Genomic DNA, 17,954 nt, shown 5'->3' on the forward strand with positions numbered 1-17,954 from the left:
GCCGCAGTCCAGGGTGGTCAGTTATTACGAATCGCGGAAACCGAACGACCCGTTTCGGCGAGGGCGGCCGTGGTGTGGGCGACGATCTTGTCCTGGGCTTCGGCCCGGGACGCGGTCGGGACGCCATCGCCCGGCTGGTCGCCGTAGTCGCCGAAGAACGCGTGCACGGCCCCAAAAACCTGTTCGAACCGCGTGTCCGCCGGCAGCAGGTTCCGCGAGTCGGCGACGTCCTGCGGTGTCGTGAAGCCGTCCTGCTGGCCGTGGATCGACCACGCGTCGAGCCCATCGCGACCTGACAGGTCGTCGACCGGGTAGGACGCCCACAGCACCAAGCCCCGCACCGACGAGTCCGCGAGGACGTCCCGTGCCGCGGCCACGCCTCCCAGGGAGTGCCCGCCGACCGCCCAGACCGGTACCTCGGGGTGTTCGGCACGCAGCGCCGCCGTGTCGCCGCTCAGCAGTGCGATGTTCAGCGGTTCCTTCACCACGACCACCAGGAATCCCTGCGAGGCCACGCGACGCAGCAGCGGGAGGTAGGCGCGGTAGTCCACCCTCGCACCGGGGTGGAACACCAGTCCGGCCCGCACCGGACCGTCCGGCCGCAGCACCGTCGCGCCGTCCCCGTCCTGAGTCGCCCGGAACGGCTGGAGGTACAGCAGCGGTGCGAGCAGGACGACCGCGGACGCCACGACCAGCCACGACGGCGTTCGCCGCCACAACGCGAGCGCGACGCCACCAACGGCGGCCACGCCCAACAGCACCAGGTGAGCGGGGTGCCCCGCGGTCAACGGCCCCCACCCGGCGACCAGGAGGACGAGCGGAACGCCGACGCAGGCCGCGGCCGCCAGGCGGCGCGGCCAGGACAAATCGTTCAGCACGCTGAGCATTATGCAGATGCTCAGCGCACTGAACAAACCGCGCGCGTACCTGTGACCTGGCCGCTCATCATGCAAGCTCCGGTCGCCGGTGCTTGGCTGGAAAGGTGCCCAAGAGAAGCGTCTCCGCCACCAGGACCGTGCACGCGACCGCCGACCGGATCTTCGACCTGCTGGCCGACCCGTCGAAGCACCCGCTGATCGACGGATCCGGGTCCGTCCGCGCGCCGCGGCCGAGTGCGCCCGAGAGGCTGGCGCTCGGATCGGCGTTCGGCATGGACATGAAGATCGGCCTGGCGTACCGGATCGAGAACACCGTGGTCGAGTTCGAGGAGGACCGGCTGATCGCGTGGCGCCACATCAACGGGCACCGCTGGCGGTGGCGGCTCACACCGCTCGCCGACGGCACCACGGAGGTCACGGAGACGTTCGACTGGTCGACCGCGCGCCTTCCTCTGTTCTTCGACCTCTCCCCCGTCCCGAGGCGCAACCTGGTGTCGATGGAACGGTCCCTGGAGCGGTTGCACGCGCTCTTCGGCACGAACGTCTGACGACATGAGCCAGAAGCGTTGTCCCATCAACGATGCAGCACGTCCAGCAGTCGTGCGGCGCCCCGGTCAGGACCGGCGGCTCGGACGTTGTCGCGCAACACCGCGAACGGTTCGGGTTCCTCCAGCAACGACCGCAGCGCCTTCGTCACGTCCTGCGGTGCGGCGGTGTTGGGATCGAGGCACACTCCCGCGCCCGTCCGCTCGGCGTCGTGGGCGATGCAGAACTGGTCGCTGGAGAACGGCAGCACCACCGCGGGAACCCCCGCCTGGAGACATTCCGTGAAGGAGTTGTTGCCACCGTGGTGAACCATCGCGGCGACGTGCGGCAGCAGCGCGCGCTGAGGAACGACGGATTCCAGGACCACACGCGGATCGGTGGCCAGATCAGCCAGTTCGGCCACACGGCCTCCCGCGGCGACCACCACGGTCAGGTCGGGGATCTGCAAGGCTCCGCGGACGACCGTGCGCAGAACATCGTGTCGTGCGGACAGGAACGTGCCGAGCGCGACGAGGACCACCTGGCGTCCGCGCACGCGATCGAGCCACGCGTCGTCGAGTGGTTCGGGAGCCGTGCAGTGGCCCAGGAAGATCTGCTCCTGATGTGCCGGCAACGGCGGCAGCCAGGGCAGTTCCGGGTAGTTCACGACCGCGGCGTGGGAGGAGGTCATGGCGAACGCGCGAGGCGGCACCGGCCGCGGGGCGAAGTCGCGCAGGAACTTCGTGAACGCGGCGGTGAGAGCGCGATCGGTGAGGCGCACTTCTGCGGCCAGTTCAGCGAGTTCCTCCGGTGACGGGCGCACCGCGGACGGCCACACCTGCGGCAGTCCGAAGAACTGGTCGTCCTGTGCGACCAAGTACGTCGGATGCCCGGTGACGTAAGACACGAACGGCAGATCGAGTGCGTGCAAGGCAAGTGTTGTGGCGTAGTCGATCTGGTCCACGACGTACCAGTCCGGCCGCAGCCGGTCGTGCAGCGAACGAAGAGCGTGCAACACCTGGTCCGGCGCGGCCAGTGGATCCGCTCTGCGCCGCCGCGTCTGCGCCAGCAGTGCCGCCGCCGCACCTCCTTTCGTGGCTTCGAGGAAGTCGGTGACATCACGGGCCGAGCGTGCGTCCTGCGCGGTTCGCTCGGCGATGCCGCTGTTCGAGTCGCGCGTGGTTCTCAAGTCCTCAAAAGGAACATCGGGCGCGAGATCGGCGAACTCCGCGCCACAGGCGAACGTCACGTCCTGAGCCCCCGCCGTGCTCAGGGACGTGGCGAACACGGACATGGGCTGGGCGTGCGAGCGGAAGGGCGGACTGACCACGACGAATCCCGGCACCGGGCTCCTCCTTGTTGCTGTGACTGAAAATTAGTTCGATCCGACCGGCCCGTTCGGTTCGAACACCAGAGGTGCGGACACATCACGAGGTACAGCGAGCACTGGAATCCCGAGGGGCCGAGACCGAAGTTCCGAGCCCACACGAGCTGATCGCGACCCTTCTCCGCGATCCACGTCCGGCCACCTTCTCCCTTACCTGCGAACAGATCCCCGCGACCGTGCAGACGCACGGCGCTCACGCGACGACCGCCGAGGTCCGCCGGGCGATCATGTCCACAGAGGACGGCGAGGTCACCACGTGGCTGCTCGACGCGTCCACACTGCACCGGCTCACGCCGCTGAACCCCGGCGAGGCACGCGCGATCGCCACGGGTCCGGCGCTGTGGCGCTACCTGGACGCGCTGGGTGAGCCGGTCGACGCCGATCCCCGCTCCCCCTATGAAAAACTGATGCTCGACGTTCTGCATGACGACATCTCGCTGCCGGTGGCCCCGCCCGCGACCGGGCCGACGGTCGCGCAGTCGATGCTCATCGGCGGAACGGCCCGGCCGGGAGAGGGCGCGAGCGGCGGTCTCACCGTGTTCCTCGCCTCCCTGGCCGACGCGCTGGTGCGGCGCGAGGACATCGGTCGTGTGGTCACCGTGGTGCTCGCACCGGAGCCGACCACCGTGACCGTGCGGAAGGACGCCGGGCGCGACCACTGGACGGTGCACGTGCCCGTCGACTCGCCGGTCGCACCCGCTCAGCCGGACATGGCACGTCATCGGGCGGGAATCACCTGGTGGCTCACGAGACTTCTGCGGCAGTGCGGTCTGGCACCGGACGTCGTGCACGTCCGCTACTCCGACGACGGGTCCCTCGCGGTGGCCGACGCCGCCCGGCTGCTCGGCGCCAAGCTCGTGTTCACCGTCACCCCGGACCCGCACCGGCACCTGGCCGAGCGTCATCCGGAGGGCACCGCGGACCTCGCGGCCATGCGGTTCGACCTGCACCGCGTGCGCGCGGCCGACCACCTGGTCGAGCGCGCTGACCAGGTGATCACCATCGGTGGCAAGCAGGACGAGGTGCTGACGCACTTCCCGCGGCTCGATCCGGCGACGTTGTGCGCGCTGGAAGAAGGCATCGCACCGTCACCGGCACCCACCGGACACCCGCTGGTGCGGGAGTTGTTCGCACCGGCGGCACTCCCCCGTCTCGACGCCTCCGCCGCAGGCCTGCCCGTCCTGCTCAACGTGGGACGGCTGCACGCCATGAAACAGCAGCCACTGCTGGTGCGCGCCTGGCTGGAGGCGGGTCTGCACCGCTCGACCGCTCTGGTGATCATCGGTGGCTCCTCCACCGACCGGACACCGGACGAGCAGGCGGTGCTCGACGAAGTGCTGGAACTGTCCCGTTCCGCGCCTTCGGCACGCGGACGGCTCGCGGTCCTGTCCGCCTGGTCGAACCACGACATCAGGCGGCTGCAACACGAACTGGCGGCCACGGCGCCGTCCTCCGGCGCACCGCACGTCTACGCCTGCGCCAGCGCCAAGGAGGAGTTCGGCATCGCGGTGCTGGAGGCGATGGAAGCCGGGCTGCTCGCGGTCGGCCCGCAGCGCGGTGGCCTGCGCTGCTACGTCGACCACGGGCGCAACGGGTTCCTGATCGACACCTCGACCGCACGGTCACTGGGCGAGGGGCTGGCGCAGGCCGTAGGTCTCGGCGCGGCGACCGCACCGATCGCGGCAGCCGGGCAGCGAACCGTGCGTGAGAGGTTCCACATCGATGCCGTCGCGGACCCGTTCGCGGCGCTCTACCACCGGCTGTCAGGGACGTCCTGATGCTGAAGCTCCTCGATCGCCACTGCTCGACGACACCGGGAAATTCTGCGGCAGGTGCATCCGCGGAGGCAGTACCGGTCGTACCCCTCGTGAACTGTTCCGCACGACCAATGAGGAGTGCTTTCGATGCGCAACCGCATGATCGCTGCCGCAGTCGCCTTCGGCATCGCCCTCGCCGGTGGCGCGGCGTTGGCCGCACCCGCCACCGCCGCCCCGGCCTCCGCGGCGACCTCGAACGGCAAGGCGTGGGGCAACTTCTTCAAGGGGCGCACCGACCTGACGCTCGACCCCGCCGCCGCGGCGGCGCTGACCTCGCTGGGCGTCAAGGTGAAACCCGTCTTCGCGGGCAGGACGGGATCGGCGATCAGCTTCGCCATCGTCGGCGACCCGTCCGACGGCACGATCGAGCACGTCGGCGGGCTCGTGCTGCAGGCGGGACACACTCGGCTGTACCTGACCAACTACACGATCGACCTCAACAGCGGGGTGCTGTCCGGCCTGGTGAACTTCCGGCAGCGCGCCGACCTGTTCACCATCGGCGCCGCCACGCCTCAGGGTGTCACGCTCGCGCTCACGCCCGGTGCCGCGTCGGTGCTGAACACCACGTTCGGCGTGACGGCGTTCACCGCGGGACTCGTCATCGGGTACGGCAACCCGGTCCTGCGCTGAGGTCTTCCCGGTCCGGGCCCGCCCGCAGCGTCGCGGGCGGACCTGCCCCGGCCGTCGGGCGAACCCCGTCCGCGGCCTCTGGATTCGGTCAGGTGGTGGGATCTTGCCCGCGGTGGTCACCGTGATGACCGGCGCCGCCGACACCGTCGACGAGACGACCAAGTCCTTCGTCGCCGGCGACGAAGGCGCGCTGCGCGCGGTCTACGAGCGCTACGCCCCCGCGGTGCTGCGGGTGGCGTCGTCGAGCCTGCCGTCGCGTGCGGACGCCGAGGACGTGGTGCAGACGACGTTCGTGACGGCGTGGCGCAGCAGGGAGAGCTTCGACCCCGCCAAGGGCAGCCTGCTCGTCTGGCTGCTCACCATCGCCCGCCGCCGTGCGATCGACCTGCTGCGGTCGCACACCCGCGACGAGCACGTCGTCCGGGTGCTGCACAGCACCGGCGGCGGCTCACCGTCCGACGAACCCGTGCGACCCGAACGGATCGTCGACCGGATGGTGGTGCTGGAGGCCATCGGCGAGCTGCCGCCCCAGCAACGACAGGTGCTGCTCCTGGCCTTCTACGACGACCTCACGCACGAGCAGATCGCCGCGACCACGGGCCTGCCGCTGGGCACGGTGAAGAGCCATCTGCGCCGCGGGATGACCAGGCTCAGGCAGCGTTGGGAGGTGGACGGTGGCGCACGCTGACCCCGGCCTGCTCACGTTGCTGGCCCTCGGCGAGCCGGTGCCGGACGAGTCCGTTGAGGACCATCTGCGCGCCTGCGCGACCTGTCGCTCCGAACTGGCGGCACTCCGCGAGGTCGCCACCCTCGGCCGCGAGACCCGCGTGGAACGCGACCTGTCCCTGCCTTCCGAGGACGTCTGGGCCCGCATCGCCGCCGACACCGGGCAGGACACCTCGTCCGTCGTCCCGCTCCGGCCTCATCGGTGGCGTACGTTGCTCGCCGTCGCGGCCGCGGCGGCCGTCATCGGCGCGGCAGGCGCGGTCGCGGTCGACCGGTTCACGACCGATCCGGCGATCTCCGAGCAGGTGCTGGCCCAGGTGGACCTGGCCCGGCTCACGACGGCTCCCGACACTGCTCGCGGCAGCGCACGGGTCGTTCGCACCGGCGGCCGCACCGTGCTGCGCGTCTCCGTCGACGGCATGCCCGCACCGGACGGGCTGTACCAGGTGTGGCTCTTCGACGGCGTGACCACGATGATCCCGCTGGGCGTGCTCGCGAACGGCCAGGCCGACATGCCGGTACCGGAGACCGTCGACCTGAACACCTACCGCGTGGTGGACGTGTCCGCACAACGGTGGGGTCAGCAGGAGCACGGAACCAGCATGCTCCAGGGACAGCTGGGCTGAGCCGCGCCGGCTGACGGCGCTTGCACGTTAGCAGCGGGAAAGCGTGGGTAACCGGAGGCGTCAGGAGCCGAGTTGGAGGAGAACGATGAGCGACACGACGACAGTCGACCGCCTGCGCACCGCGCTGGATGACGTGACCTACCCCGCGGACAAGGGGCAGCTGGTCGACCACGCGTCACGCAACAACGCCGACGAGGACACCGTGCACGCGCTGCACTCCGTTCCGGACGGCCTGTACGAGTCGTTCGACGAGGTGCTCGGCGTGATCGCCGTCGACCAGGACCGCGAAGCCTGAACAGGAACCTGATGAAGGATCGCAAGGCGGTGCGGATTCCCGCACCGGCGGGACGTCCCCGCCTCACCGGCGACGTGCCGGTGGTTGCCGTGGTGGGCGGTGGCATCGCGGGTCTCGCAGCGTCCACTTTGCTCGCGGAACGCGGCGCGCGTGTCGTGCTGTACGAACGTGAGTCGTACTTGGGCGGGCGGGTCGGCGGTTGGCGCACGCGGCTGGCGGACGGCAGCGACGTCACGATGACCCGTGGTTTCCACGCGTTCTTCCGGCAGTACTACAACTTGCGCGCGCTGCTGAGGCGCGTCGATCCGGACGGCCGTGCGCTCACGCCGATGGCCGACTACCCGTTGTGGCACGCGCGGGGCGACCGCGACTCGTTCGCCGGCATGCCGACGACAGCGCCGTGGAACGTGCTGGCGTTCCTGCGGCGCAGCCCGACGTTCCGCTGGCGTGATCTGCCGGACATGAACCCCGAGGCGGCGCTGAAACTGCTGGACGTGTCCGTGCCGGGCGTCTACGACGAGCTCGACGGCATCGACGCCGCCGAGTACCTGCAACGCGTCCGGTTCCCGGAGGCCGCGCACGCACTCGCGTTCGAAGTGTTCTCCCGCAGCTTCTTCGCGCATCCGCGGGACATGTCGGCCGCCGAGCTCGCCGTGATGTTCCACATCTACTTCCTCGGGTCGAACGAGGGACTGCTCTTCGACGTCGCGGCGGACCCGTTCCCGCACGGCCTGTGGGATCCGCTCGGCCACCGCCTCGTCGAACTGGGCGCCGAGGTGCGCACGGGTGTGGACGTGGAGTCGGTGGAACGGGGCGGGGCAAGGCGTTTCACCGTCACCACCGGAGACGGTGTGGTCGACGCCGACGCCGTGGTGCTCGCCGCTGACGTGAAAGGACTGCGTGGGATCGTGCGGTCGTCACCGGACCTGGGAGACGCCGGCTGGCGTGCCCAGGTGGCGGGATTGCGGACCGCGCCACCGTTCCTGGTGTCGCGGTACTGGCTGGACCGGCCGGTCGACCGGCCGGGTTTCATCGGCACCAGCGGGTACGACCTGCTCGACAACGTGAGTGTGCTCGACGCCTACGAACACGAGGCGAGGGCCTGGGCGGCGCGCACAGGTGGCTCGGTGGTGGAGCTGCACGGCTACGCCATACCATCCGATGTGGACGAACGCGAGGCAAGGCTGCGCCTCTGGGAGCAGCTGACCGAGGTCTACCCGGAGACCAAGGGCGCCATCGTGATCGACGAACGGCACGAGTGGCGGTCCGACTGCCCGTTGTTCCCCGCGGGCGGCTACGAGGACAGGCCTCGGGTGAGCACGCCGGACGACTTCCTGGTGCTGGCGGGAGATCTCGTGCGCATCGACCTGCCGGTGGCGTTGATGGAGCGCGCGGCGACGACCGGTTTCGCCGCCGCCAACCAGCTGCTCGGCCGGTGGGGTGTGACCGGGACCGACCTCTGGACGGTGCCGGTGGAAGGCCGTGTCCCGCTCCTGCGTGCGGCTGCGCGCCGGCGGAGGTCTGCGTGAACGTCGGCGTCGAACGCGGCGCCTCAGATGTCGTGGCTCGCAAATACGTCGGTGCTTTGCGCGCCGTGGCGTGGATCTGCGGTGCGCTCGTCGTGCTGGCGCAGATCGTCTATTCCATGACAGAGCCGGAGGCGAGGCTCTTCACAACGGTGGCGTCGGTGATCGCGTTCGCCGTGGCGTCGGTGTGCGACGCCTTCGCCCGATTCGGACCGCGAGCGGCGGCCCTGCTGGTGGTGATCGCCGGAGGCGGCGGTCTGCTGGCCGAGACCGTCGGCGTGCACACGGGCTTTCCGTTCGGCGACTACCGCTACTCGGGCACGCTCGGCCTGGACGTCGCCGGAGTGCCGATGGTCGTGGCCCTCGCGTGGGTGATGATGTGCTGGCCGGCGTTGCTCGTCGGCCGGTCGCTCGCGGCCTGGGTGCGGGTGGACCGCCCGGCCTGGCTGGTCGTCGTGGTCGGCGCGTGGGCCCTGGCGTCGTGGGACGTGTTCCTCGATCCGCAGATGGTCGACGCCGGGCATTGGGTGTGGGCCGATCCCAGTCCCGCACTGCCCGGTGTGGACGGTGTCCCGCTGACCAACTACGCCGGCTGGCTGCTGGTCGCGGCGCTGATGATCACCGCTCTGCACTGGAGCGTCGGCCGGCCGCGCGTCACCAGGGAGCTCGACCTGCGGGCGGGGCCGGGTCCGGTGCTGTACCTGTGGACCTACGGTTCCTCGGTGTGGGCGCACGCGGCGTTCTTCGACCGGCCCGCGGTGTCCCTCGTCGCCGGTCTGCTCATGGGAGCGGTGGCCGTGCCGTTCGCGTTCACGTTGTGGCGGGCACATCGGTGAGGAGACTTCTCGGCGCCGCGGTGCGTTCTGCCGCCGTCGGCTCTCTTGTGGCCGCGGCGCACGCTCTTGTGAACGCGCGGCTGATGCGGGTGCCGGCGGCGGATCCGCCTCAGTGCCAGGAAAAGGTGTCGGTGCTGGTACCGGCGCGGGACGAGGCGCACCGGATCGCGCCGACCATCAGGTCGCTGCGGGCTCAGCGCGGTGTGCCCGAGCTGGAGATCATCGTGCTCGACGACGGCTCGGCCGACGGCACCGCCGACGAGGTGCGCCTGGTGGCGGGTGACGACCCGCGACTGCGTGTCGTCACGGGCGATGCGCCGCCTGCCGGGTTGCCCGGCAAGCCCCACGCCTGCGCCCGGCTGGCCGAACTGGCAGAGGGTCACGTGCTGGTCTTCGTCGACGCGGACGTCGTGCTCGCGCCACATGCGGTCGCCGCGGCCGTCGCGATGTTGCGCGAGAACGACCTCGACGTGGTGTCGCCGTTCCCGCGCCAGCTCGCCGACGGTGCCGGGGCCCGTCTCGTCCAGCCGCTGCTGCAGTGGTCGTGGCTGGTGTTCCTGCCGTTGCGACTGGCCGAACGCTCCCCCAGGCCGTCGTTGTCCGCGGCGAACGGGCAGTTCCTCGTGGTGGACACCGCCGCCTATCAGCGCAGTGGAGGTTTCGCGGGGATCGCCACGGCGGTGCTCGACGACATCGCCCTGATGCGTGCGGTCAAGCGCAGTGGCGGCCGCGGCGTGGTCGTCGACGGCAGCACCGTGGCGGTCTGCCGGATGTACGAGGACTGGGCGGAGGTCCGGGACGGGTACGAGAAGTCGCTGTGGTCCGCGACCGGCACCCCGGCGGCCGCGGCGGCGCTGTCGGTCGTGCTCGCGTGGCTGTACGTCCTGCCGCCGATCGCCGCGCTCACGGGGTCGCGCGCCGGTGCCGTCGGATACGCGGCGGGGGTGCTCACCAGGGCCGTGACGGCACGGCACACCGGTGGACGGGTGTGGCCCGACGCCCTGGCCCACCCCGTGTCGGTGGGGTTGTTGCTCACGCTCGTCGCGCGGTCGTGGCGAGCCCGGCGGGCAGGACGGCTGCACTGGAAGGGCCGATCGTTGCGGGAGAGCAGCTGACGTGGCACGGGTAGCGGTGGTCGGCGCGGGCATGGGAGGACTGGCCGCGGCCGCGCGGCTGGCGAAGTCCGGACACGAGGTGACGGTGTACGAGCAGGCTGCCGGCCACGGCGGCAAGCTCGGCACGGTGCAGCGCGACGGCTTCACGTTCGACACCGGACCGTCGCTGCTGACCCTCCCCCACGTCTACCGCGACCTCTTCGCGGCCACGGGCGCACCGCTCGACGACCTCGTGGAGATCGTGCCGGTGGAGCCGACCTGCCGCTACCGCTTCCCCGACGGCTCCGAGCTCGACATGCCGCACGCCGAGCAGCACGTGGAGGCCGCGCTGACCGACGCGTTCGGGCCTGAGGCGGCCCGGCAGTGGCGGGCGGTGCTCACGGATGCGGAACGGTTGTGGGACCTCGTCGGCGAACCGGTGCTGCAGAACCCGCTGAGCGGTGTGGGGGATCTGCTGCGCCGGTCGGCGAGCGTCCGCGACCTGATGGCGATCGCGCCGTGGCGCACGCTGCGCGGACTGGGCGAGCGACGGCTGAGCGATCCCCGGCTGCGCATGCTCCTCGACCGCTACGCCACCTACAGCGGCTCCGACCCGCGCCGCACCCCCGCGTTGATGACGGTGATCCCGTTCATCGAGCAGCGGTTCGGCGGCTGGTACGTGCATGGCGGGCTGCGCAGGCTCGGCGACGCCCTGTACGGCCGCTGCGTCGACCTCGGAGTGCGCTTCCGCTTCACCGCGACCGTCACCGCCGTGGAGTCCGGCAGCGGCGGAGTCACCGGCGTGCGCCTGCGGGACGGGGAACGACAGCCCGCCGACGTCGTGGTGTCCGATGTGGACGCCGAACATCTCTATGGAAACCTGCTCAGCGACCGGCGCTCGCACCGTCCGCACCGGATGCTGCGCAAGACTCAGCCGTCGTTGTCGGGGTTCGTGCTGTTGCTCGCGCTGCAGGGGAAGTCCCCGCAACCCGTGCACCACCGCGTGTCGTTCCCCGCCGACTACGACGCCGAGTTCGACTCCATCTTCGGCCGGCACCCGCGCCCCGTACCGGACCCGGCGATCTACGTGTGCGCACCGGACGACCCCGCTGTCGCGCCCGAGGGAGACGAGGCGTGGTTCGTGCTGGTCAACGCGCCACGGCACGGAGACGTCGACTGGACCACGCCAGGTCTCGCCGACTCCTACGCCGACCGCGTCCTGCGGGTGATGGCCGACCGCGGGCTGGACGTCCGGCACCGGGTGCGGTGGCGCGTGGTCCGCACACCGGCCGACTGGGCGCGCGACACGGGAGCCGTCGGCGGGTCGATCTACGGCTCGTCGTCCAACGGACCGCGGGCAGCGCTGCTCCGGCCGGCCAACCGCGCTCCCGTTCCCGGACTGTTCCTCGTCGGCGGCTCGGCGCATCCCGGCGGCGGGCTGCCGCTCGTGGCGATGTCAGCGCGGATCGTCGCCCGCATGATCGGACCGGCCTGACGCGAACGGCCCCGTCCACGGCCGGCCCGTGAGCTCTCGCCGGATGCCGGCGGCGAGCTGACCGAACCCGGCCACGGCGCACGCCGCCCACACCAGTGCCGACACGACGGCCCAGCTCCACCCGGTGCCCGGTGTGCCGCCGGGCGCCAGACCCGTTCCCGCACAGGCGATCGCGACCACGATCACCCTGATCGGGCGCTCCGCCACCGTGATCGCACCGGCCGAGGCCATCCCGACGGCCTGCGCCTTCGCCCGCGCGTACTCGTGCAGCAACACGGTCACCCCGATGGCGGCGCACCACCACGCCTCGACCCCGAGCACCAGCAGGACCAGCACCAGCGACAGGTCCGCCAGCCGGTCGGCGACCGCGTCCACCACCGCGCCCAGCGGCCGCGCCCGGCCGGTGCGCAGGGCGACCGCGCCGTCCAGTCCGTCGAGCACTCCGGTCGCCACGACCAGCAGCAGCGCCAGCAGGGGCCACCGTCCACCCGCACCGGCGGCGGCGACCGCGCCCGCCGCGACCACCACACCGGCCACCGACAACAGATCGGGAGGAACGCGGTCGAGCGGACGGGCCAGCGCGTGCACGAACCGCAGCCAGCCGACGACGAGCCTGCTCGCGGACACGTCCTCACCGTGCAGCCGGGACCACCCGTCGACTGGGTTCGCCTCGTCACCGGTCACGCCACCACGGTAGGCCGGTGGATGACTTCACGCAGGTTCGGGTACTTCCCGATCATGCATGTACTCCGCGCCGTGGCAGCGGCTACGTCGAGCGCGCTGCGCGGCCGGGACCTCCTGCTGTGGGCCGCCGGGCTGACGTTCTTCTCCGCGCTCGGCCTGGTGCCGCTGTTGCTCGCACTGCGAGGAGTGGCATTGCTCTTCGGCCCGGAACTCGTGATCGGCGGCGCACGCACGGTCGGCGGGTCGTTGCCACAGGCCCACGACCCCACCGCCGCACTGGTCGGGCTGGCCGAGGCGGCGACGACCACCTCCTGGCCGTTGCTCGCCGCCGCGCTGTTCCCCGCGTCGCTCTACGGCGAAGGACTCCGCCGCAGCCTCGTGCAGGCCGCCGGCGAACGGCCGACCAAGTGGACCGGCTGGGCCGGGCGGATCGCGTTCCTCCCCGTGCTCCTGCTCGCGCCCCTGCTGGTCGCGCTACCGCTCGCGTTCGCCTCGGTGGTCGGCCCGCTCTACGAGGCCGGGGGCTGGTCGACCGTGCTGGGAGTCGTGCTGTCGTTCCACCTCGACATGGTCCCGATCTGCGTGACCGTCGGCCTGGTGTTCGCCTTCGTCGGTCCGGTCGCGCTGCCGGTCAGGACGATCCTCGCCGCCGGGGTCGCCGTGGGAGCGGTGCTCACGGGATTCCTGCACGGGTTCGCGACGTTCCTGCTGATCCCCGTGGACTGGTCGATTCCCTACGGTGGCCTGGCGATCCCCGGCGCGGTGGCGGCGCTCGGGCTGTGGCTGTTCCTGCTGCACGCCCTGCTGTTGTTCGGCTACCGGATCACGCTCAGCACGCACGACGTGCTCCGCCAGAGGTGAAGCGGATGGACGTGCGTGACGGTGGCGCGGCGCACACTCGCCACCGCTCGTTGTGCGGCCCGCGCCGGGTGTCTGCACTCTGGACGGATCAGCATGTCGCGGTCTGGCGAAGGGAATGGTCGGTGGGGCGCTCTGACGGCAGTGGACACGAACACGACCGTTCCGTGCTCACCGACGTGTTCGCCGAGGACCCGGAGATCGGCCGCGACCTCGCCGCGGTGGACTGGGCCGCCACCCCGCTCGGACCACCGGGCGACTGGCCGCCGAGCCTGCGGACGGCCGTCAGCGTCCTGCTGTCGTCCAGGTTCTCGATGTGGATGGCGTGGGGACCGGAGCTGACCTTCTTCTGCAACAACGCCTATCGCCTCACCACGCTGGGCCGCAAGTACCCGTGGGCACTGGGCCGGCCGGCCGCCGAGGTGTGGGCGGAGATCTGGGAGGACGTCAAGCCCAGGGTGGACACCGTGCTCCGCACCGGACGGGCGACCTGGGACGAGGCCCTGCTGCTGTTCCTGGAGCGCTCGGGGTACTCGGAGGAGACCTACCACACCTTCTCCTACAGCCCGCTGCGCGACGAACGTGGTGCGGTGGCAGGGATGTTGTGCGTGGTCAGCGAGGAGACCGAGCGCGTCATCGGTGAACGGCGGATGGCGACCCTGCGCGATCTCGGCTCGGATCCCACCGTCGCGCGCGAGGAGCGGGAGGTGCTGGCGTTCGACTGCACGCAGCTCGAGCGCAACCGGCGGGACCTGCCGTTCACCCTGATCTACCTCGTCGACGACGGCGGCGCCCGTCTGGCGGGGACGACGGGCATCGCGCCGGGTCATCCGGTCGCCCCGGCGGCCATCTCCCCCGCGGACGGGTCACCGGTGTGGCCGGTGGCGGCGGTGATGGGCGGCGACTCCGTCCTGGTCGAGCTCGACGGCGAACGGTTCGCCGATCTGCCCGGCGGCGACTGGAACAGACCTCCTTCCGGCGCGCTGGTGGTGCCGCTGCAACGGCCGGGCGGCGCACCGCACGGGTTCCTGGTCGCCGGCCTGAACAGGCACCGTCCGCTCGACGACGGCTACCGCGGGTTCGTCGACCTGGTCGCGGGCCACATCGCCTCGGGCATCGCCGGAGCCCACGACTTCCAGGCCCAGCAACGACGTGCCGAGGAGCTCGCCGAGCTCGATCGCGCCAAGACCGCGTTCTTCTCCAACATCAGCCACGAGTTCCGCACCCCGCTCACGCTCATCATGGGCCCGGTGCAGGACCTGCGGGACCGGCTGGGCCAGGCGGACCCGCAGGCGGGTCAGGAGCTGGAGGTCATCCACCGCAACGGTCTGCGGCTCGGCAAGCTGGTCAACACCCTGCTGGACTTCTCGCGGCTCGAAGCGGGCCGCATGCAGGCGCACTTCCAGCCCGTCGAGCTCGCGACGATCACCGCGGAGCTGGCCGGCGTGTTCCGCTCGGCCGTGGAGCGGGCGGGACTGAGCTTCGAGATCGACTGCTCTCCCCTGCCCGAACCGGTGCACGTCGACCTCGGCCTGTGGGAGAAGGTCGTGCTGAACCTGCTGAGCAACGCGCTCAAGTTCACCGTCGAGGGCTCGGTCGGCATCACCGTGCGCGGCGGCGCGGGCAAGGCGGTCGTGACCGTCAGCGACACCGGGGTCGGTGTGCCGCGGCACGAGATCCCCAGGTTGTTCGAACGCTTCCACCGCATCGAGAACAGCTGGTCCCGGTCGCGGGAAGGCAGCGGCATCGGGCTCGCGCTCGTGCAGGAGCTCGTCCACCTGCACGGCGGCTCCATCCAGGCCGACAGCGCGGAGGGCGAGGGCACCCGCTTCACCGTCGAGCTGCCGTTCGGCACGGACCACCTGCCCGCCGAGGCGCTGTCGCGGGAGGCCGTGCCGCCGACGGTGTCCGACATCGCCGCCCCCTACGTGCAGGAGGCGCTGCGCTGGCTGCCGGATCCCGGCCTCGTCGCCGAGGACCTGCTGCCCACCGCGGCCGCCGGCACCGCACCGCAGGTGCCCGCCACCGTGCTCGTCGCCGACGACAACGCGGACATGCGGGAGTACCTCACCCGGCTGCTGCTCAGGGCGGGCTACGAGGTCCGCGCCGTGAACGACGGCCAGGCGGCGTTGGAGACGGCGCGCGCTCATCCGCCGGACCTCGTGGTCAGCGACGTGATGATGCCGCGGATGGACGGTCTCTCCCTGGTCACCGCCCTGCGGGCCGACCCGCGCACGATGGCCGTGCCGGTGCTGCTGTTGTCGGCCCGTGCCGGGCAGGAGGCGTCCGGTGAAGGACTGCGGGCCGGCGCGGACGACTACCTCGTCAAGCCGTTCGCCGCCGCGGACCTCCTGGCGCGGGTGCGGGCGAACGTCGACCTCTCCCGGTTGCGCGGCCGGCACGCCCGCTGGCGCGACGCGCTGATCGACTCGCTGCAGGAGGCGTTCTTCGTCTGCGACGACGACGGCACCGTCGTCGAGGTCAACGCCGCGTTCACCGACATCCTCGGCTACGGGGCGGACGGCGTGCCTTACGCCGTGCCGCACCCGTGGTGGCCGGACGAGCGGACCGATCCCGAGGCGCACCGCCAGTTCGCCGACGCGTTCGCGGCGCGGTCCGGGCGCGACCAGCGCAGCCACACCGTCCCGGTCACCCATCGCGACGGCAGGAGGCTGTGGGTCAGCGCCCTCATGAACCCCGCCCGCGACGCCGACAGCGGCCGGACGGTCACGGTCGGCACGTTCCGCGACGTCACCGCAGACCACCACGCCCGCAGGCGTGAGGCCGCGCTCGCGGAGCTCAGCGTGCGGTTGTCCCGGGCGACCAGCGCCTCCGAGGCGCTGTCCGGTGCGCTCGAGCACCTGGAGACGCTGTGGCGGACCGAGCAGGTGCTGGCCGTCGTCTTCGGCCGCCACGAGACGCCGTGGGTCACCACCGTCACCGAGCGCCTCGCCTGGGACGACCTGCCGGCGCGCCGGCGGTCGACGCTCGACGCGCTGAAGGACCACAGCGCGCTGACCCCCGTCGCCCTGGAGGACGGCAGCACCGCCGTCACCGTCGAGCACCCCGACGGACCGATGGTGCTGTGGCTGCACCTCCACTCGCACACCCACTTCACGGAGCAGGACGAGCTGCTGCTGTCGTTGCTGGCCGGTCATCTCACGCAGGGCCTGTCCCGGGCGCGTCAGATCGACCAGCAGCGGGAGACGGCGCTGGCGTTGCAACGGGCCATCCTGGGCCCGTCGCACCTGCCCGGTGGCTTCGCCGTGCGCTACGAACCGGCGGCGCGTCCGCTCGAGGTCGGTGGCGACTGGTACGACACGTTCCCGTTGCCCGACAAGCGCATCGGCATCGTCGTCGGGGACTGCGTCGGCCGCGGGCTCAGCGCCGCGGCGGTGATGGGTCAGCTGCGCAGCGCCTGCCGTGCGTTGCTGCTGCAGGAGACCGGGCCCGCACGCGCCCTCATGGCGCTCGACCACTTCGCCGACGGCGTTCCAGGAGCCTTGTGCACCACGGTGTTCTGCGGAGTCCTCGACCCCGCCACCGGACACCTCGTCTACTCGAGCGCCGGACACCCGCCCGCGATCCTGGCGCTCCCCGACGGCACCACCCACCTGCTCGAAGGCGGACGGTCGATCCCGCTCGCGGTGAAACTGGGCGTGCGGCGCACGGAGGCCGAGTGCCACCTGCCGCCCCGTTCCACGCTGCTCACCTACACCGACGGGCTCGTCGAACGCCGTCGCAGCTCGCTGACCGAGGGCATCGACAAGGCCGCACACGCGGTCCAGGAGGGCCGCGCGAGCGGGCTGGAAGACCTCGCAGGGCAGGTCATGACGGCTCTCTCCCCGGAAGGGGGCTACGACGACGACGTGGCCCTGCTCCTGTACCGGCACCCGGCACCGCTGGACATGACCTTTCCCGCGGAGCCCGGCCGGCTCGGGGACGCCCGGCACGCGTTGCGCACCTGGCTGCGGGAATGCGGGCTCTCCGCGAAACGCGCCCAGAGCGTCCTGCTGGCCGTCGGGGAGGCGTGCACCAACGCGATCGAGCACGCCTACCGGGACACCACGCGCGAGGCCGTCCGGGTCCGGGTGGAGACGGCGGGTGGCGCCGGGCTGCTCGCGACCGTCGCCGACACCGGCACCTGGAAGCCACCGACGACAGACCCCGCGACGAAACGCGGCCGGGGCACCGCGATCATGCAGACGGTGATGGACGAAGTCACCATTCGCCCCGATCCCTCCGGTACCACCGTGACGATGCAGGTGAGGATTCTCGATGACGACGCCGCTGACGCTGACCAAGACCGTCGACCCGCAGGGCAGGTCCGTCATCAGGGCGGTGGGTGAGATCGACCTGAGCAACGCCCAGGCGTTCGCGGCCGCTGTCACGGACACCACCGGACCGCTGGTCGTCGACCTCACCGAGGTGCACTACATCGACAGCGCCGGCATGAGCGTGCTGTTCACGCACGCCGAGCGGACCGAACTGATCGCGACCTCGTTGCTCTCCCCCATCCTCGAGATGTCCGGGCTCACCTCGATGACCACCGTCCGGGAAAGGGAGGAGTGACAACG

The 17,954-nt window shown here is 71.3% G+C and carries 16 protein-coding genes; 13 read left to right on the forward strand and 3 right to left on the reverse strand.

The window, feature by feature from the left end; genetic code table 11:
- Positions 1-17: 17 nt before the first annotated feature.
- Complete coding sequence (locus SK571_RS15215; RefSeq protein WP_319984710.1) at positions 18-878, reverse strand: alpha/beta hydrolase; 861 nt, start codon at positions 876-878, stop codon at positions 18-20.
- Positions 879-982: 104 nt separating this feature from the next.
- On the opposite strand from SK571_RS15215, the gene SK571_RS15220 reads away from it, so the two are divergent.
- Entirely contained in the window at positions 983-1,426 is a 444-nt protein-coding gene (locus SK571_RS15220) for an SRPBCC family protein (RefSeq protein ID WP_319984711.1), read from the forward strand.
- A gap of 26 nt (positions 1,427-1,452) precedes the next feature.
- Here the strand turns inward: SK571_RS15220 and SK571_RS15225 are convergent, their stop codons facing one another.
- Entirely contained in the window at positions 1,453-2,748 is a 1,296-nt protein-coding gene (locus SK571_RS15225; protein ID WP_319984712.1) for a glycosyltransferase, read from the reverse strand.
- Positions 2,749-2,966: 218 nt separating this feature from the next.
- Between SK571_RS15225 and SK571_RS15230 the strand changes: the two genes are divergently transcribed.
- From SK571_RS15230 to SK571_RS15270, 9 genes are all read left to right on the forward strand, one after another.
- Positions 2,967-4,568, forward strand: a complete 1,602-nt coding sequence (locus SK571_RS15230) for a glycosyltransferase family 4 protein (RefSeq protein WP_319984713.1) — start codon at positions 2,967-2,969, stop codon at positions 4,566-4,568.
- A 126-nt stretch (positions 4,569-4,694) separates the two neighbouring features.
- Positions 4,695-5,237, forward strand: a complete 543-nt coding sequence (locus SK571_RS15235) for a hypothetical protein (RefSeq protein WP_319984714.1) — start codon at positions 4,695-4,697, stop codon at positions 5,235-5,237.
- A 112-nt stretch (positions 5,238-5,349) separates the two neighbouring features.
- The gene (locus SK571_RS15240; RefSeq protein ID WP_319984845.1) at positions 5,350-5,925 is read left to right on the forward strand and encodes an RNA polymerase sigma factor; all 576 of its coding nucleotides are present in this window, start codon (positions 5,350-5,352) and stop codon (positions 5,923-5,925) included.
- Positions 5,912-6,589 carry an anti-sigma factor gene (locus SK571_RS15245; protein WP_319984715.1) on the forward strand — a complete coding sequence of 226 codons (678 nt, stop codon included), beginning with the start codon at positions 5,912-5,914 and terminating at the stop codon, positions 6,587-6,589. Before SK571_RS15240 ends, SK571_RS15245 begins: the two co-directional genes overlap by 14 nt.
- An 85-nt stretch (positions 6,590-6,674) precedes the next feature.
- Positions 6,675-6,884 carry a DUF2795 domain-containing protein gene (locus SK571_RS15250; protein ID WP_319984716.1) on the forward strand — a complete coding sequence of 70 codons (210 nt, stop codon included), beginning with the start codon at positions 6,675-6,677 and terminating at the stop codon, positions 6,882-6,884.
- 11 nt (positions 6,885-6,895) lie between these two features.
- Complete coding sequence (locus SK571_RS15255; protein ID WP_319984717.1) at positions 6,896-8,413, forward strand: FAD-dependent oxidoreductase; 1,518 nt, start codon at positions 6,896-6,898, stop codon at positions 8,411-8,413.
- The gene (locus SK571_RS15260) at positions 8,410-9,246 is read left to right on the forward strand and encodes a carotenoid biosynthesis protein (RefSeq protein WP_319984718.1); all 837 of its coding nucleotides are present in this window, start codon (positions 8,410-8,412) and stop codon (positions 9,244-9,246) included. The genes SK571_RS15255 and SK571_RS15260 overlap by 4 nt, the downstream gene beginning before the upstream one ends.
- Entirely contained in the window at positions 9,243-10,361 is a 1,119-nt protein-coding gene (locus tag SK571_RS15265; RefSeq protein ID WP_319984719.1) for a glycosyltransferase, read from the forward strand. Before SK571_RS15260 ends, SK571_RS15265 begins: the two co-directional genes overlap by 4 nt.
- Before the next feature lies 1 nt (position 10,362).
- Positions 10,363-11,835 (forward strand): phytoene desaturase family protein, encoded by a 1,473-nt coding sequence (locus tag SK571_RS15270; RefSeq protein WP_319984720.1) that lies wholly within the window; start codon positions 10,363-10,365, stop codon positions 11,833-11,835.
- Here the strand turns inward: SK571_RS15270 and SK571_RS15275 are convergent.
- Positions 11,797-12,519: a CDP-alcohol phosphatidyltransferase family protein gene (locus tag SK571_RS15275; RefSeq protein ID WP_319984721.1), complete on the reverse strand. Its 723-nt coding sequence runs from the start codon at positions 12,517-12,519 to the stop codon at positions 11,797-11,799. The genes SK571_RS15270 and SK571_RS15275 overlap by 39 nt on opposite strands.
- Positions 12,520-12,540: 21 nt before the next feature.
- Between SK571_RS15275 and SK571_RS15280 the strand changes: the two genes are divergently transcribed.
- From SK571_RS15280 to SK571_RS15290, 3 genes are all read left to right on the forward strand, one after another.
- Positions 12,541-13,380 carry a YhjD/YihY/BrkB family envelope integrity protein gene (locus SK571_RS15280; protein WP_319984722.1) on the forward strand — a complete coding sequence of 280 codons (840 nt, stop codon included), beginning with the start codon at positions 12,541-12,543 and terminating at the stop codon, positions 13,378-13,380.
- Positions 13,381-13,502: 122 nt separating this feature from the next.
- Entirely contained in the window at positions 13,503-17,726 is a 4,224-nt protein-coding gene (locus SK571_RS15285) for a SpoIIE family protein phosphatase (RefSeq protein ID WP_319984723.1), read from the forward strand.
- Entirely contained in the window at positions 17,656-17,949 is a 294-nt protein-coding gene (locus SK571_RS15290) for an STAS domain-containing protein (RefSeq protein ID WP_319984724.1), read from the forward strand. The genes SK571_RS15285 and SK571_RS15290 overlap by 71 nt, the downstream gene beginning before the upstream one ends.
- The last annotated feature ends 5 nt before the right edge of the window (positions 17,950-17,954 follow it).

The organism is Lentzea kristufekii, from assembly GCF_033949925.1.
Taxonomy (GTDB): domain Bacteria; phylum Actinomycetota; class Actinomycetes; order Mycobacteriales; family Pseudonocardiaceae; genus Lentzea; species Lentzea kristufekii.